Below are 15,228 nucleotides of genomic sequence, written 5' to 3' on the forward strand. Positions count from 1 at the left end.
TCGCATTGGCCAGGTCGATGAAAAACACGCCGACCATGGGCACCATCAGGAACGCCAGGTGCGACTTACGCGCTATTCTGACCAGCCGCTGCCCGGTCCTTACTCAGCCGATTCGCCCACACGCAGCATGTTCCATGTCAGGCCAAGCTGGGCATCGGTCTTCAGCGAGAGCAACTGGCGGGAGAGCCGCGCGAGATGCGCCTGTTCCGCCAGGTTCTTGCCGACCACGCCTTTTTCCTCGGCGGCGTTGGCGAGCACGCCCTCCAGGTCGCCGTAGCGCTGCAGCAGCTTGGCAGCGGTCTTGGCCCCGATCTTCTCGACGCCAGGGATATCGTCCGAGCTATCCCCCAGCAAGGCGAGATAGTCGGCAAGCTGGTGACTACCCACGCCGAATTTATCGACGACGTAGCGTTCATCGAACCAGGACGGCTCGCCGTTCTTCGCGGTGGCAAAGTGATTGCGCACGATGGCGCCGTCGGCGATCAGCTGCAGCACGTCCTTGTCCGTGCTCACCGGGATCACCTGGCCCTCCTTGCTCGCGGTCCAGCGATAGAAAGCCGTGGCGATGATGTCGTCGGCCTCGTAGCCATCGATCATGGCGGTCTGCAGCCCCAGCACTTCGGTCAGCGTCAGCCGGAAGTCGGGCAAGACCTCCGCCAGTTCCGGGTCCATGGGCTTGCGGTGCTGGCGGTACTGGGGATAGAGCGCGTGCCGCCAGGTCTTGCCGCCCGTATCAAACGCCGCCAGCGCGTGCGTGGGCTTGCAGTCGGTCAAGGCCCGGCGAAACGAGGCCAGCGCCGAAAGCACGGCGCCCTCGACCTTGGTCGGGATGTCTTCGGCCGGGTTGGCTTCGTAGACCCGGCGCAGGATGTTCAGGCCGTCGATCAACAGTAGTGTGTGCTTCATTGTTCTTGCGAATCTAGCGATGCGTACAGTCAGACCCTCTATTCTGACGTGCGACGCCCGCCGCGCAACCTTTTCGGGGGGCGAGTCCGCAAGAATGCGGGGTTGCGTCGGCGGGCCACCTCGTCTAGTCTGAGCAGATTCAACCTACACCCGGAAATGAACAACAATCACGACACTCGCCAGGCAGTAATCGACGCCCTGCAAAAGACAGGCACCCCGATGGATGCATATCAGGTCGCAAAGGCCACGGGCGTCAGCCCCATCCAGGCAGCGCGGACACTCACGAAGCTCGCCGCAAAAGGCCTCGTGCAGACCGACGCCCAGCTTGGCGCCGAGGCCGACCTTTCCGCGCAGTTCCGCCTGGCTCCGGCGCCTAAGGACGCCGCCGGGGGGTAAAAAGCGGACGTTGTTGTTGGCTGGCCGGCGCCGGGATGTGGTTGATGCGCGCTGGCAATCGCACGGACAATGGTGGCCGTTGATGTTGTGCGTGCGGCGAATGCGCCGCTTGGGTCAGCTATCGGACATCGGCCGGATGCTTGGCAAGCCGCAAATGCCGTGCTCATTCTTGCAGCAACCGCATTGATTCCGGTAATCCGCCTCGACCATTTCGGCAAATAATCCCAATCAGGGCTATCCACGAGGCGCCAACCCGCGTATATTTCTGCCCGCGGGGTGGAGCAGTTGGCAGCTCGTCGGGCTCATAACCCGAAGGTCGCAGGTTCAAGTCCTGCCCCCGCAACCAGAATCTAAAAAAGCCCGTACGGTTCACGCCGCACGGGCTTTTTGCATTCCGGGGCCAGCAGGCAAGCGTCAGGCGTAGCTTGCGACGGTGCACGCCGAAGATAAGACGGCCGGCTTAGACCGTGGCTATCGGCGTCGCCGGTGAGCCAACCGCGCCTGGCAGGCGCAGCGGCGGCGCGGTCAGCAGGAAGCGGCTGCGGCCGTGCGCGCGCAGCCAGCGTGCCAGCGGCGTCAGGTACCACAACTCGCCAAGATGAATGCCGTTCTTGAACAGGCAATGTGCGTGCAGCGGCAGGCGCGGGCCGCGGATCGGCGACGGCGTCAGCGGCTTCGGCACCACCAGTTCCACCGCCGGGTTGTCCGCCAGCAGGCAAGCCAGCCTGGTGTCGACAATCCAGTTCAGCAGCTTGCTATCGTAGCCGTCGAGGCCGCTGCCACTGTCATGCAAGTGCTTGACGTCCGGGTTGCCGTTCATCGCCAGCAGCATGTCGGCAAAACCGGTGTGGATGCAGACCATGTCGCCGGACTCCACCTGGATGCTGTCGGCATCGAGGATGCGCATCAGCTCGTCGTACCCGACGGCATGGCGCTTGCGGCCAATATGGTGCTCGAGGTCCAGCATCACGCCGCGCCCTTGCGCCCCATGCTCCGCCAGCACGGCGATGCTGAGCGCTTGCGCCACCGGATCCTGGTAGCGCGCCCAGGGCTCGGCGCTGCTGACTTCATGGCCAGGCCGGATGTGCTCTCCCGCCTTGAAGCCGTTGTAGAAGACCGCCTCCGGCTCGCCGTCGCCATCGGCATCGAAGTGGCTGCCAACGTGCGCGAGGCTGTCCCACTGCGTGGAATACTGCAGGCTCATGAGCACCACGTCGTCGTTGACCACATCGGTGATGCTCGGGTCCTCGGACGCGTACGACCAGCAGAATCCCTGCTGCCCCGCGCTCTTGCCGTCCCGCAGGACCGAGAAGCGGCGCGGCGGCTGCCGGCGCGGATTCATCGCCGAGCCGCCCGGCACGTCCAGCGGCAAGGACAGGCAGAACGTCCTCCCCACCTTCACTTCGGCGATGCCTTGCAGCACCTTGGCCTCATCCACCAGGTTCATCCGGCCGCGCTGGTCGTCGTCTCCGAACTCGCCCCAGTGGCTGCCCTCCGGGCTATGCTTCCAGCGTTGCGTCATGCTTCGTCTCCCATCGAAATCTTGTTCGGGCCGATCGGCAGGCCCGCCACATCCATGTCGATGCGCAGGATGTCGCCCGCCGTGGAGTCCGTCACGAACAGCGTCTTGCCCGCCGCGCCGCCAAAGGCGAGATTGGTCAGGGAATGCCCGGCGGGGCCACGCAGCACCTGCAGCGGCTCGGCGCGGTGGTTCAGCACCCAGACGTAGCCCAGCCCCGGGTTCGCCACCAGCAGCCGGCCGCTGGCATCCATGGCCAGCCCGTCCGGGCCGCTCGGGCCGTACGACGTAAAGAACTGGCCCGCCTTGGAGACGCCGCCATCGGCAAGGATCGGCATGCGCCAGACGCAATTGCCGCGGGTCACCGCCACGAACAGGACTTTCTCGTCGGGGGACAGCACGATGCCGTTGGGGCTTGGCACATTGCTCAATCCGAAAGACGCGGCCATAGGGGATGTCGGTGACATAGAGATTGCCGGCGCCGTCGACCACCGGCCCCTCCAGGAAGGCATCGATCTCGCGCCCACCCTGATTGGCATCGGCCCAGACCGTGCGCCTGGGCTGGCGGTATCGCATCGGCATGCGGATAAAAGTATCCAGCTCACGGACTTCCGGGGCATTCAGCAAGAACATGGCAATAGCGCAGCGCGCGATGAGGTTGACGCGAAATCAGTCGGCTTTGAGCCCAAGCTCCTGGGCGATCTGGCTATAAACGGCGACTTCACGGCGGATCTGGCGGGCAAACTCCTCGCCGCATAGCGCCTTGGGTTCCAGCCCGAGCGCGCGCAGCCTCTCGGTCGTGCCGGGCGCGGCCAGGTAGGCCTGCACCTCGCGCTCGAGCAGGCGCACGTGCGCATCCGGCATGCTTGCCGGCGCAAGCACGCCGTACCACGCATCGGCGGCATAGCCCTTCACGCCGGCTTGCTCGAAGGTGGGCACGTCCGGCAACTGCGCGGAGCGCGCCGGACTGGCGATCGCCAATGCCCTCAGCCTGCCCGACTTGATCTGCGGCAAGACGGAGCCGAGCGACGCGAACGAAGCATCCACCTGCCCGGCCATCAGGTCATTGACCACCTGCGCCGCTCCTTTGTACGGCACGCCGGTCATGCGGATCCCCGCCTCGCGCGCGAACAGCTCGCTGGCGAAGTGCACCGAGCTGCCGACGCCAGGCGTGCCATAGGTGACCGACAACGGTTTTGCCTTGGCCTTCTGCAGGAACTCGTCCAATGTCCTGACGTGCAACGAAGGCCCGACCACCAGCACCGTGGGGGCGACGGCGACCACGCAGACCGGCTTGAACGACCTGACCGCGTCGAAGTTGACGCGGGTGCTGTAAAGCGCCGGGATCATGGCGTGATTGGTGGCGGCCATCAGCAACGTGTGGCCATCCGTGGCGTTGGCTACCGCTTGCGCCGCGATGATGGTGTTGGCTCCGGGCTTGTTGTCCACCACCATCGGCTGCCCCAGCCCTTTGCCCGCTTGCGCGGCGAAAGCGCGCGCCACCACATCGGTCGGGCCACCGGCGGAGAAACCGACCACCAGCCGCAGTGGCCTGCCCGGCCATGCCTGTGCTTGCGCGTGCACCCCGGCTGGCAATGCCAGAGCGCCCACGGCCAGCAGCAGGCTGCATGCCGGGATGCGGCGTGGAGTTGAAATGTGCCGTAGCGTCATGTCATTGCTTTTCAAATGCGGTGTTGGCCGCTACCTTGCCCCAGAACGCCGTGCGCTCGGCAAGCTGCCGGGAGAACGTCGACGCATCCCAGTAGCCCGGATTCGCGCCGATGCCTTCGGCAAAGGTCTTCATGTCCTGAGAGGCCATGGCGGTCGCCACTTCTTTCTGAAGGCGCTCCAGTACCTTCGGCGGCGTGCCCTTGGGTGCCCACAGGCCGGTGAAGTTGACTACACCATAGCCCTTGACGCCAGCCTCGGCAAAGGTCGGCACATTGGGCAGCGCTGCCAGGCGCTTGTCGCCGCTCACCGCCAGCAGCCGGAGGCTGCCGCCTTTGACCTGCCCGATGACGCCGGGCGTGGAAGCAATCTGATAGTCCACCGTGCCGCCGAGCAGCGCCAGCGTGGCCTCGCCCGCCCCCTTGAACGGCACGTGCATGAAGTGCGCGCCGGTGGCCACGCCCAGGGCTTCGCTGGCAAAGTGCGGCGTGGTGCCGGCGCCGCCCGATCCGTAGCTCACCTTGCCGTCGCCCGCGCGGGCCGCGGTGACCAGGTCGTTCATGGTCTTGAACTTGCCGTCGGCCTTGACCGCCACGGCCATTGGCGCGAACACGAAGGCGGCCACTGGCTGCAAGTCGTTGGCGTAGTCGAACGGCAACTTCTTGAAGATATGCGGCAACAAGGAATACGTGGTGTCGTTGGCGAGCAGCGTGTAGCCGTCGGCCGGGGCGCGCGCCACTTGCGTGGTGCCGATGGTGCCGGTGGCGCCTGCCTTGTTTTCAACGACGAAGCTCTGGCCGGTTTGCTCGGTAAGACGTTGCGCCATCTTGCGGGTGACTGCGTCCACGGCGCCGCCCGGGGGGTAGGGAACGACAATTCTGACGGGCTTGTCAGGCCAGGTCTGCGCGTGTACCGACATGGCGATAAAGGCGATCACTGCTAGCACGCAGCGGTGCGGAACCGACGCGCGCTTTGATTTGGTGTTCATGGTTGTCTCCTGCAGTTTAGTTCTTGGGGCCGATCGCGCTTTCGTACGTCTTGCCCTCTACGCTGGTTTGCCCTCGGCTCCCCCTGACGGGAGTGGGAGCGACAGCCGTCGTCGTAGCACGCGCCTTCGGCCCGCTCAGCCGGCTTCGTTCAACGCGGCCAGCACGCCTAGCGTGTTCTGTGCCGCTGCCACGCCCATGTTCACATAGGCGGCGCTGGTCACGCCGCCGATGTGGGGGCTGAGCACAAAGCCGGGCTGGCCGTGGAAGATATGCGGCACCGTCATCGGCTCGACCGCGAAGCTGTCCAGCCCGGCCACGGCCACCTGCCCGGACTGCACCGCGGCCAGCAGCGCAGGTTCGTCGATCAGCCCGCCGCGCGCGGTGTTGACCAGCATCAGGCGGGGCTTGCAGCGAGCGAGCGTCTGGGCGTTGATCATCGCCCTGTTCTCGGGGGTCAGCGGGCAGTGTAGCGAGATCGCGTCGGATTCGCGCCAGATCGCTTCCAGCTCCACCGGTTCAATGCAGGCAGGCAGATCGGCGGCGAACGGATCGAAACCGATCACGCGCATGTCCATCGCATCGCACATCCTGGCAAAGCGCCGTCCTATGGCGCCGAGGCCGATCAGGCCGATGGTGCGGCCCGCCAGCTCCACGCTTTTGTGCGTGGCCTTGTCCCAATGGCCGGCATGCATGCGTTGGTTGAGCTGCACCACGGATTTGGCGCAGCCCAGCAGCAGGGCCAGCGCCTGTTCCGCCACCGCGGCCGCGTTGGCGCCAACTGCGGCCGTTACCTCGATGCCGCGCGCCGCGGCGGCGGGCTTGTCGATGGTGTCGGTGCCGCTGCCGTGCTTGGAGATGACCTTCAGTGCCGGCGCGGCGTCCATGATTTCCGGCGTCACGGCGCCGTAGCGCACGATGATGCCGACCGGGTTGTGGCGCTGCGCCAGTGCCACCAGATCGGCGGCCTGGGGAGTCTTGCCGGCGTAGATGATCTCAAAATTGCCGAGCAATGCCTCGGCTTGTGGCGCGAGGTCGGCCGCGGTGACGAGAATGGCTGGCTTGGCGCTCACAGCGTCTCCCCCTCTTTCAGCACGCCGGCGGTGACAAGCGAGGCAAGCAGCCACGGGGCATTGGTCTTGCCTTCCTTGATCTGCGCGATGCGGCGGGCTTCGGCGGCCTCCTTGTGCTCGGCGAGCGGCAGCAGCGATGCGATCTTTTCACGCTCGACCACCACCAGGCCATCGGCGTCGCCGCAGATGAAGTCGCCGGGGTGGACCGTCACGCCGCCGACCGAGACCGGGTGGCCGATGCGCCCGCCCACTTCCTTGGTCGGGCCGTTGGGGTTGGTGCCCACCGAGAACACCGGGTAATCCATTTCGTCGATCTCCAGGCTGTCGCGCACCGCGCCGTCGACCACCACGCCGGCGATGCCGCGCTGGCGGCATGCATTCATCATGATGGTGCCCATCAGCGCGCTGCTCTGGTCACCCTTGCCGTCGATCACCAGCACGTCGCCGGGCTGCGCCAGCGCCATCGCGGCATGGATCATCAGGTTGTCGCCGGGGCGCACTTCCACGGTGAAGGCCGTGCCGGCCAGCTTCATGTGCGGGCGCAGCGCCCGGATACGGCCGTGCAGCGCGCCACGGCGGCCGGCCACGGAGGTCACGGCCAGCGCGCGCATCTTGCCATTGCGGATATGGCCGATCAGCGTCGGCACCGACGACAGGTACAACTGCACCTGGCCGCCGATCAGGTCGTTGACCGCCTGGGCCGCGCCCTTGTACGGCACGTGGGTAAGCTTGATGCCGGCGGTCTTCTGGAACAGCTCGCTGGTCAGGTGCGCCACGGTGCCGTTGCCCGGCGAGGCCACATTGATGGTGCCCGGATGCGCCTTGCTGGCCGCGACCACGTCGGCCAGCGTCTTGTACGGCGAATCCACGTTGGTCACCAGCACCAGTGGCGCGCTGGCAACCAGGCCCACCGGCGTGAGGTCCTTCGCCACGTCGTAGGGCAGCTTGCGGTAGAGCGTGGGATTGATGGCCAGGTTGCTGGTCTGGCCCAGCACGATGGTGTAGCCGTCGCCGCTGGCCTTGGCCGCGGCATCCACGCCAAGGTTGCCGCCCGAGCCCGGCTTGTTGTCCACGACGAAACGCCAGCCCCGGGCCATCGCCACCTTGTTGGTGACCTCGCGGGCAATGATGTCCGTGCCACCGCCGGCCGGGAACGGCACGATCACGCGGATGGGCTTGGCGGGATAGGTCTGGGCCAGGACCGGGAGGGCCAGGGCGCAAAGGATGGCGGTGGCCAGGCCACGGCGCAGCAGGGTCATTGCTTGTCTCCATATCTCGTTATTTGTTGAAACGGATTCTGGATCTTCGTTGCACGCAGTACAATACGGTTTCACTGTATGCAACCCGTTCCACACCATGGACCCCTCCTCCTCTCCCATCGCGGGTGACGCTGGCGACGACGCCAGCGGCGGCGTGATCGCTGTACGGCGTGCGATGCGCGTCCTGGAAGCCTTTGGCGTGAGCGACGCGCAGCTCACGCTCGCGGAACTCAGCCGCCGCACCGGCTTCCACAAGACCACCGTGCTGCGCCTGGCGCGAACGCTGGCGAGCGACGACTACCTGGTCCAGAAGGAAGACGGGAGCTGGCGGCTAGGGCGTGCGGCGGGCTGGCTGGGTGCCTGCTACCAGGCCACCTTCAACGTGTACGAAGTGGTCGAGCCGGTGCTGCGGGAGTTGACGATCAAGACCGGGGAAAGCGCATCGTTCTACGTGCGCGAGGGCCAGCAGCGCATGTGCCTGGTGCGTGTGGAGGGGCCGCAGGCCATCCGGCACCACGTGCGCATCGGTTCGGCGCTGCCGCTGGACAGCGGTGCGCCGGGGCGCGTCATCCTGGCGTTCTCAGGAGAGCCGGGCGAGCCTTATGAATCGATCCGGCGGCGGGGTTATCACTTGTCGATGGGCGAGCGCGAGCCCGAAGTCTCCAGCGTTTCCGCGCCGGTGTTTGGCCTGCATTGGCGGCTGCTAGGGTCCGCCTGCATTTCCGGGCCGACTTCGCGGCTCAGCGAGGAGCGGCTGATTGCCCTGGCGCAGACGGTGGTGGACGCGGCCAACCAGCTATCCTATGCCATGGCCGGGAGCCATCGGCCTGCGCCGGCAGCGGCCTCGGGCAGTCCGGCGACGTGGCATCCGTAACCTGGCAACGGATACGCCGCGCTGGCGCAAGACGTTGCCAGGGTGGCAGTATTCGGGGGGCCGTCCTGCTGCCCCGGCCACGGCTTTTTCCCGATACGGGATCCCACCCGACAACGCGATATCCGCGGCAAAGGAGTTAAGCGCATGCCACCGATCGAGATCCTGTTGCCATTTTTTGGCATCGCCGTGGCGCTTGGACTGACGCCCGGCCCGGACAATGTCTTTGTGCTGCTGCAATCCGCCATGCGGGGGCCCCGCGCCGGCATGGTCGTGGTGCTTGGCCTGTGCACCGGGCTGCTCGTGCATACGGCCGCGGTCGCCTTTGGCCTGGCCGCGCTGTTCGCCGCGTCCAAGGTCGCGTTCATGGTGCTCAAGATCGCTGGCGCGCTGTACCTCGCCTATCTTGCCTGGCAGGCGTTCCGCGCCCCGGTGGGCGCGATGAGCCAGGGCAACGCCGACAAGGCCGGCGCGGGGCGGATGTATCGGCGGGGCGTGGTGATGAACCTGACCAACCCCAAGGTGGTGATCTTCTTCCTCGCGTTCCTGCCGCAGTTCGTCGCGCCAGACCGTGGCCATATCGCCCTGCAGATCATGGTGCTGGGCGTGGTGTTCATCATCGCCACCCTCCTTGTCTTTTCCGTCATCGCCTACTTCTCCGCCATGTTCGGCGCCCTGCTGCTGCGCTCGGCACGCGCGCAGCGCGCGCTGAACTGGTTTGCGGGCGTGGTGTTCCTTGGGCTCGCCGCGCGGCTGGCGTCGTCGCGGCTGTAGGCCAAGGGCGGCGATGGCCGCCCTCTCCTAGTCCCGCCCACCTCCAAACAGCCGCTTCACCCTCTCCCACATCACCCCCAGCATCATCGATACCGGATTCATCTGCGTGACCTGGCTGCGCTCGCTCTCCGACAGTGACGGGTCCATCTTGCGAGTGACGTTCTTGCCGAAGTCCGCCATCATGCGGCGGACAAAATCGCGCACCAGCCCCGAGCGGGAGAACTGCGCGAGCGGGCCTTGCAGGGAATACTGCAGGTCAATCAGCACTTCCGTCTCGCTTGCCGATATGGCCTGCAGCACATAGGTGATATCGCCCGCGGCCTTGGAGTTGCTCAGCGAATCCTGCCCCGCGCCCTTCAGCACGCCGCGCCGCTTTGCCTCGTCCCGCTCGAGCCGCGCCGCGCCGTTGAAGCGCGCCGCCATCGGGCCGAACTTGATCGCCACGTGCCCCTTGACGCGGTCGCCGTCCTGCTCGGTCAGCGCCGCGCCCGGCAGGCAGCTTGCCACCGCCGGCAAGTCCGCCATGAAGCGCCACACGTCGTCGACCGGGAACGGCACCTTGAAGCCGCCGTCGATGCGGGACCAGCCCTTCTTGTCGGCACTGCGTTCGGCTTCTTCCTTCGCGGCAGGCGCGGCTGGAGACTGGCTGGCGCTGTCGGGCGCGGGCGTGAAGCAGACGAACTCGCGTTTCACGGCCGCCACGGCGGCTGGCGCTGCGCTGCCCGCAGCCTGCGGCCTGCGCTGCGCCAGCACCGAGCCGATCGCGGCCACGATGCCCATATAGCCCGTGCAGCGGCAAAGGTTGCCGGAGAGCTCATGGCGGATCATGGCCTCATCGGCATGTGGCAAGCGCAGCACGATATCGCGCGCGGTGGCGAGCATGCCGGGCGTGCAGTAGCCGCATTGCAGCGCGTGGTGCTGGTTGAACGCGGCGCGCAGGTCGCGCATCACGGGGTCGTCGTCATAGCCTTCGATGGTCACCACCTTGCTGCCGGCGCAGGCGCTGGCAAAGGTGATGCACGAGCGCACGGGCTTGTCGTCGACCAGCACGGTGCAGGCGCCGCAAACCCCGTGCTCGCAGCCCAGGTGGGTGCCGGTCAGGCCTTGCCCGTCGCGCAGGAAGTCGCCCAGGTGGGTGCGGTGCGCGCAGGCGCCGGCGGCGGCGCGGCCATTGATCGTCAGTGCGATGGTTTCCACTGCGGCCCTCAGTTAAAGAATTGTTCGATGCAGCGAGTGACGGCAGCGCAGTAGAGCTTGCGGTCGATCGCGTCCTTGCCAGGCGTGGCCTCTGTCACGGCGGCCAGCACGGCCTGCGGCGTGAGCGCGGCAGGGCCTTGCGCGGCGATGTCGTGGGCCAGACCGCGCAGCAGCGCCGGCGCGCCGTCGAGCGCGCCCAGCGCAATGCGGGCGAAACGCGCGGACGGATCGAAGTAAGCGGCGCAGCTGGCTTCGGCGAACTCGCCAGTCTTGCGGCACAGCTTGTGGTAGCCCCAGCGCGCGGCGTCGGGCTGGCGTGGCACATGGACCGCGCAGATCAGCTCGCCGTCGGTGAGCGCCGTGGTGTAGGCACCCAGCATGAACTGCGTCATGGGCACCGCGCGGGTACCGGCCTTGGAGATGAGTTCGATCTCGGCGCCGACGGCGCTCAGCACCACCACCCAGTCGGCGGCGGGATCGGCATGTGCCAGGCTGCCGCCGATGGTGCCGCGATTGCGGATGGCGCGGTAAGCGATGCCGCTCGCCACCGATTGCAACATATTGCCCGCCGCCCATGACCTTGGCGTTGTCGGTGCGCCCGGCCAGCTCGGCACAGGTTGCGGCCAGCGTGGGGGCCGCGTGATAGGTGAATGCAGCTGCTTTCATGATGGCTCAGGCCGCCTCTCTGGTTTGCGTGGCTTGCGGCTGTTGCGCTTGCTCGGCGCGGGCCAGCGCTTCGAGCACCTTGCGCGGCGTGAGGGGCGTCTCCAGCAACTCCACGCCGAACTGCCCCAGCGCGTCGTTGACGGCGTTGAAGATGGCGGCCGGGGGCGCAATGGCGCCGCCCTCGCCCATGCCCTTGGCGCCGAACTCGGTGTGCGGCGATGGCGTCTCGAAATGATGGATGCGGATCGAGGGGATCTCGGTCGGGCCGGGCAGCATGTAGTCGGCCAGCGTGGAGGCCAGCGGCTGGCCATTGCCGTCGTAGCGCATCTCCTCGAACATGGCCGTGCCGATGCCTTGCGCCACGCCACCGTAGGTCTGGCCTTCCACCACCATCGGGTTGACCATGGTGCCGCAGTCTTCCACCACTACGTAGTCGAGGATCTCGACGTGGCCGGAATCGGTGTCCACCTCCACCAGCGCGGCGTGGGTGGAGTACGTGAAGCTGCCAGTATCCACGTTGGGCTTGTAGCCCATGGTGGTTTCCAGCCCGGTGGGGTCCACGTCGGCGGGCAGCCGCTGTGGGTTGATGTACCAGGCGTTGGCGATCTCGCTGATGGCCACGGCGGCGGCGCCGGCCTTGACCGACCCGCCGGCCAGCGCGGCCTCGCTCTCGGGGCGTTGCAGCAGATGCGCGCCGATCTTCAGCAGACGCGGCACCAGCGCCTTGCAGGCGCGCGACACGGCGCCGCCCGACATCACCAGTGAGCGCGAGGCATAGGTGCCGGTGGAGAACGGCGTCACACCGGTATCCCCGTGCACGACCTTCACGCGCGCCACGTCAATGCCAAGGATCTCGTGCGCGATCTGGGCAAAGGTGGTTTCCATGCCCTGGCCATGCGAGTGCACGCCCACGCGGACTTCCAGCCCGCCGTCCGGCGTGATGCGCACGGTGGCGGAATCGAAGCCGGGAATCACCGGCGTGCCCCAGGCGGCGAACACCGAAGTGCCGTGCGCCGATTGCTCGGTATAGGTGCCGAAGCCCACGCCGAGATGGCGCGAGCCCGCCGAGGGATCGTTCTGCCGATCACGCTGGCGCTCGCGGATGCGCGCCAGCCCGATCATCTGCGCGGCCTTGCGCACGCTGGCCGGATAGTCGCCGCCGTCGAAGTGCTTGTTGGTGACGTTGATGTAGGGCATGGATTCCGGCTGGACCAGGTTCTCGCAGCGGATCTCCCACGGTTCGCGCTTGACCGCGCGCGCCAGCGCATCGATCAGCAGTTCCATGGCAAAGCACACGCCCGTGCGCGCCACGCCGCGGTACGGCACAAAGCCGGGCTTGTTGGTGGCCACGCATTCGGTGATGCAGCGGTAGCCGTCGAAGGCGTATGGCCCCGGCAGGTTGCCGATGGCCTGGCCGGGTTCGAGGCCGATGGTGAAGGGCCACACCGAATACGCGCCGCCGTCAATGGCGATCCTGGCATCCAGCGCCAGCAGCCGGCCACGCGCGTCGGCATAGGCCGTGACCTCGTAATGGTGCTCGCGCGAGTTGGCGCCAGCGGTCAGATGCTCGCGCCGGTCCTCGATAAAGCGGAACGGCTGGCGGTACGTCATGGCCAGCCAGGCGATGCACAGCTCTTCTTGCTGCAGCACGCACTTGTAGCCAAAGGCGCCACCCACGTCCGGCGAGATCACGCGGACCTTCTCCTGCGCCAGGCCCAGGCAATGGCTCAGCACCGTGCGGATCATGTGCGGCACCTGGGTGGCGCTGTAGACGATCAGCTGGTCAAACTGGTGGTCCCAGTAGGCCAGCACGGCCTTGCCTTCCATCGGCACCATGCACTGGCGCGCCAGGTCGATCTTGCGGCTGACCACCACGGAGGCGGCCTTGCTGAGCGAGTCGAAATTCTTGTCGGCGCCCAGCGTGAGAAAGTGGTTGTCCTTCCAGTGCTCATGCACCCGCGTAGTGTCACTGGCCTGCCGCGCGCCGTCGACGTCGGTCAGCGCCGGCAGCTCATCGAGCTCCGCGACGATGCGCTCGGCGATGTCCTCGGCTTGCGCCCGGGTCGGCGCGAAGGCCATGGCGATCGGCTCGCCGACAAAGCGCACCTTGCCGGCGGCCAGCGGCGGCTGGGCCGACGGCTGGTACGACGGGAAGGCCGAGTCGGCGACGATGTCGAGCGCGCCATGCATATCGTCACGCCCGATCACCGCATGCTCCAGCCCTTGCGGCTTGTGCAGCGCCAGCAGCCGCGCATGCGCCATGGGGCTGCGCAGGAAGGCAACCTCCTGCAGGCCGGGCATGGCGATGTCGGCGACGAAGCGGCCCTTGCCATGCAGGTGGCGCGCATCCTCCTTGCGCGCCACGCGCGCGCCTACGCCCTGCCCGCCCCTGGCGCGCACGCAGCCACTGGTGACCGCGCCGGCCACCACCAGGGTGCGCACGCCGCGCTGCGTCAGCCACGCCGCGAGCGACGTGCCGAAGAATGCCGAAGGCACGGTCTTGCGCACCACCAGCTCGCCAGCGCGCGGGGCAAGCTGCGCAACGATGGCGCTGGCCGCCCCGCGTTCCTTGAGCGCCAGCATGCCCGGCACCTTCAGGGTGAAGATATTGTGGTCGCCGTCGTCGTCGGCAAATACGATGCGGCTGTGCGCCACCGCCCAGCCCTGCTCCCGCGCCCTGTCCAGCAGTGGCACCGTGTTGGCGATGGCCTCGGCGATATTGCCGCCGCCGAACATCGCCGGATCGGCGAAGCCATTGACGAAATCGACGATCAGCAGGCCCAACGGGCCTTGCAGCGGCAGCTGCGAGCCGAAGCCCTGGCGCTCATAAGTGGGGAGTTCGCGATGTCTCGTCATTGGCTGTTCCATCCGTCCAGTACCTTGCCTTGCCTGACCACGTCCTCGCCGTCCAGGCGCACCGTGCAGTTGCGCAGCGGGATATCGATGTGGCAGGCGGTGGTGCGGCTGCCGCCTGCCTCGTTGTTGGGACCGAGCGAGAACAGGAAATTACCCTCGTAAGCACGCGCATCCATGCCGATCGAGGCCTCCCTGTCATACAGGCCCAGCGTGGACCAGCGCGCGCGCGGCTGCAGGCCCCAGCCGATGTGCGAGATGGCATAGGCTTGCGGATCGTTGAACGACGCCATGTAGTCGCTCAGCAGCTCGGCATCCAGGCCGCCTTCGATGCGCGAGGCGTAGCCGCCTTCCACCGTCAGCTCGACCCGATCCGCCACGTAGCCCTTCTGCGGCAGCAAGATGTCGCCGCGGTCCAGCACGATGCGCCCGCTCGCGCCGCCTTCGTTCGGCCACGTCAGCACGAAGCCGCTGGGCCAGTGATCCCAGCGGCCCGGCTCGTCGACAAAGCCGTACTCGCTGATGGCGGGAAACTCGCCGAGCGGGCAGCGCAGGTCCGTGCCCGCGTCGGATGTCACAACCATTTCCCTGGCTCGCGCCAGCCGCGCGTTGGCGGCGCTCACGCGCTCACGATCGGCTTCGGTCGGCACCATGCGCACCAGCACTTCGGGCGGCTCCACCGCCAGCAGGATCTTGGTGCCGGTCTTCAGGATGTCGTGCTGCTCCGGCGAGAACAGCAGCGTCATCAGGTCCAGCACCAGGTCGCTTTCCTTGAGCGCGGCAATGGCCGCGCGGTTGCCGGTCAGCGCCGTGGTGCCGAGGTAGGCCAGCGGGTCACGGCTCAGGGCCTTGTCTGCGTTGACGGGCGGCAGGTCAAGACGATTCACGATGGCGCCCATCGCCTGCGTGGCGACCAGCGCGCACGACAGTGTCTGCGCGTTGGTGGCGGCGCTGGTGAGGATGGTGACGGTCTGCCCGGGGGCGAGCCGGGACAGCGTAAGGACTTGTTTCCAGGCCTGGATCAAGGCGTGGTCGCTGACTGGCATGTTCTCTCCTGGTG

At 67.1% G+C, this 15,228-nt stretch carries 13 protein-coding genes, 1 tRNA gene and 1 pseudogene; 4 read left to right on the top strand and 11 right to left on the bottom strand.

What is annotated here, in order from left to right:
• Positions 1 to 99 precede the first annotated feature (99 nt).
• A complete protein-coding gene (locus OR16_RS06260) occupies positions 100 to 906 on the bottom strand; it encodes a 5'-3' exonuclease (protein WP_006157119.1) in 807 nt (268 codons plus the stop codon).
• 156 nt (positions 907 to 1,062) lie between these two features.
• Here OR16_RS06260 and OR16_RS06265 point away from each other — a divergent pair, with 156 nt between their 5' ends.
• Positions 1,063 to 1,302, top strand: a complete 240-nt coding sequence (locus tag OR16_RS06265; protein WP_006157120.1) for a hypothetical protein — start codon at positions 1,063 to 1,065, stop codon at positions 1,300 to 1,302.
• A 270-nt stretch (positions 1,303 to 1,572) separates the two neighbouring features.
• Positions 1,573 to 1,648: transfer RNA gene (locus OR16_RS06270), tRNA-Met, on the top strand.
• A gap of 114 nt (positions 1,649 to 1,762) precedes the next feature.
• On the opposite strand, the gene OR16_RS06275 is transcribed toward OR16_RS06270, so the two are convergent.
• The 6 genes and pseudogenes from OR16_RS06275 to OR16_RS48115 all read right to left on the bottom strand — a co-directional run bounded on the left by OR16_RS06275 (position 1,763) and on the right by OR16_RS48115 (position 7,807).
• A complete protein-coding gene (locus OR16_RS06275) occupies positions 1,763 to 2,824 on the bottom strand; it encodes a cyclase family protein (protein WP_006157121.1) in 1,062 nt (353 codons plus the stop codon).
• Positions 2,821 to 3,454, bottom strand: a pseudogene (locus OR16_RS06280) (SMP-30/gluconolactonase/LRE family protein). Before OR16_RS06280 ends, OR16_RS06275 begins: the two are co-directional and overlap by 4 nt.
• A 36-nt stretch (positions 3,455 to 3,490) precedes the next feature.
• Positions 3,491 to 4,492 (bottom strand): Bug family tripartite tricarboxylate transporter substrate binding protein, encoded by a 1,002-nt coding sequence (locus tag OR16_RS06285; RefSeq protein WP_006157123.1) that lies wholly within the window; start codon positions 4,490 to 4,492, stop codon positions 3,491 to 3,493.
• Between the two features lies 1 nt (position 4,493).
• The gene (locus OR16_RS06290) at positions 4,494 to 5,477 is read right to left on the bottom strand and encodes a Bug family tripartite tricarboxylate transporter substrate binding protein (RefSeq protein WP_006157124.1); all 984 of its coding nucleotides are present in this window, start codon (positions 5,475 to 5,477) and stop codon (positions 4,494 to 4,496) included.
• A 135-nt stretch (positions 5,478 to 5,612) separates the two neighbouring features.
• Positions 5,613 to 6,548 (bottom strand): NAD(P)-dependent oxidoreductase, encoded by a 936-nt coding sequence (locus tag OR16_RS06295; RefSeq protein ID WP_006157125.1) that lies wholly within the window; start codon positions 6,546 to 6,548, stop codon positions 5,613 to 5,615.
• The gene (locus tag OR16_RS48115) at positions 6,545 to 7,807 is read right to left on the bottom strand and encodes a tripartite tricarboxylate transporter substrate-binding protein (protein WP_006157126.1); all 1,263 of its coding nucleotides are present in this window, start codon (positions 7,805 to 7,807) and stop codon (positions 6,545 to 6,547) included. Before OR16_RS48115 ends, OR16_RS06295 begins: the two co-directional genes overlap by 4 nt.
• 97 nt (positions 7,808 to 7,904) lie before the next feature.
• On the opposite strand from OR16_RS48115, the gene OR16_RS06310 reads away from it, so the two are divergent.
• Positions 7,905 to 8,681: an IclR family transcriptional regulator gene (locus OR16_RS06310; protein WP_006157127.1), complete on the top strand. Its 777-nt coding sequence runs from the start codon at positions 7,905 to 7,907 to the stop codon at positions 8,679 to 8,681.
• 144 nt (positions 8,682 to 8,825) lie between these two features.
• Positions 8,826 to 9,452, top strand: a complete 627-nt coding sequence (locus tag OR16_RS06315; RefSeq protein WP_006157128.1) for a LysE family translocator — start codon at positions 8,826 to 8,828, stop codon at positions 9,450 to 9,452.
• A gap of 27 nt (positions 9,453 to 9,479) precedes the next feature.
• Here OR16_RS06315 and OR16_RS06320 read toward each other — a convergent pair whose 3' ends face one another.
• The 4 genes from OR16_RS06320 to OR16_RS06335 form a co-directional block, all read right to left on the bottom strand.
• Complete coding sequence (locus OR16_RS06320; RefSeq protein WP_006157129.1) at positions 9,480 to 10,649, bottom strand: xanthine dehydrogenase family Fe-S subunit; 1,170 nt, start codon at positions 10,647 to 10,649, stop codon at positions 9,480 to 9,482.
• A gap of 8 nt (positions 10,650 to 10,657) precedes the next feature.
• Entirely contained in the window at positions 10,658 to 11,209 is a 552-nt protein-coding gene (locus OR16_RS06325; RefSeq protein WP_006157130.1) for an FAD binding domain-containing protein, read from the bottom strand.
• Between the two features lie 112 nt (positions 11,210 to 11,321).
• Positions 11,322 to 14,171 carry an isochorismatase family protein gene (locus OR16_RS06330; RefSeq protein ID WP_006157131.1) on the bottom strand — a complete coding sequence of 950 codons (2,850 nt, stop codon included), beginning with the start codon at positions 14,169 to 14,171 and terminating at the stop codon, positions 11,322 to 11,324.
• Complete coding sequence (locus OR16_RS06335) at positions 14,168 to 15,214, bottom strand: hypothetical protein (protein ID WP_006157132.1); 1,047 nt, start codon at positions 15,212 to 15,214, stop codon at positions 14,168 to 14,170. Before OR16_RS06335 ends, OR16_RS06330 begins: the two co-directional genes overlap by 4 nt.
• Positions 15,215 to 15,228 lie beyond the last annotated feature (14 nt).

This window comes from Cupriavidus basilensis OR16 (assembly GCF_000243095.1).
Taxonomy (GTDB): Bacteria; Pseudomonadota; Gammaproteobacteria; order Burkholderiales; family Burkholderiaceae; genus Cupriavidus; species Cupriavidus basilensis_D.

Coding starts and splice junctions, on each gene's coding strand:
- OR16_RS06260 (WP_006157119.1), bottom strand. CDS start 906: ATGAAGCACACACTACTGTTGATCGACGGCCTGAACATCCTGCGCCGG.
- OR16_RS06265 (WP_006157120.1), top strand. CDS start 1,063: ATGAACAACAATCACGACACTCGCCAGGCAGTAATCGACGCCCTGCAA.
- OR16_RS06275 (WP_006157121.1), bottom strand. CDS start 2,824: ATGACGCAACGCTGGAAGCATAGCCCGGAGGGCAGCCACTGGGGCGAG.
- OR16_RS06285 (WP_006157123.1), bottom strand. CDS start 4,492: ATGACGCTACGGCACATTTCAACTCCACGCCGCATCCCGGCATGCAGC.
- OR16_RS06290 (WP_006157124.1), bottom strand. CDS start 5,477: ATGAACACCAAATCAAAGCGCGCGTCGGTTCCGCACCGCTGCGTGCTA.
- OR16_RS48115 (WP_006157126.1), bottom strand. CDS start 7,807: ATGACCCTGCTGCGCCGTGGCCTGGCCACCGCCATCCTTTGCGCCCTG.
- OR16_RS06310 (WP_006157127.1), top strand. CDS start 7,905: ATGGACCCCTCCTCCTCTCCCATCGCGGGTGACGCTGGCGACGACGCC.
- OR16_RS06315 (WP_006157128.1), top strand. CDS start 8,826: ATGCCACCGATCGAGATCCTGTTGCCATTTTTTGGCATCGCCGTGGCG.
- OR16_RS06325 (WP_006157130.1), bottom strand. CDS start 11,209: ATGTTGCAATCGGTGGCGAGCGGCATCGCTTACCGCGCCATCCGCAAT.
- OR16_RS06330 (WP_006157131.1), bottom strand. CDS start 14,171: ATGACGAGACATCGCGAACTCCCCACTTATGAGCGCCAGGGCTTCGGC.
- OR16_RS06335 (WP_006157132.1), bottom strand. CDS start 15,214: ATGCCAGTCAGCGACCACGCCTTGATCCAGGCCTGGAAACAAGTCCTT.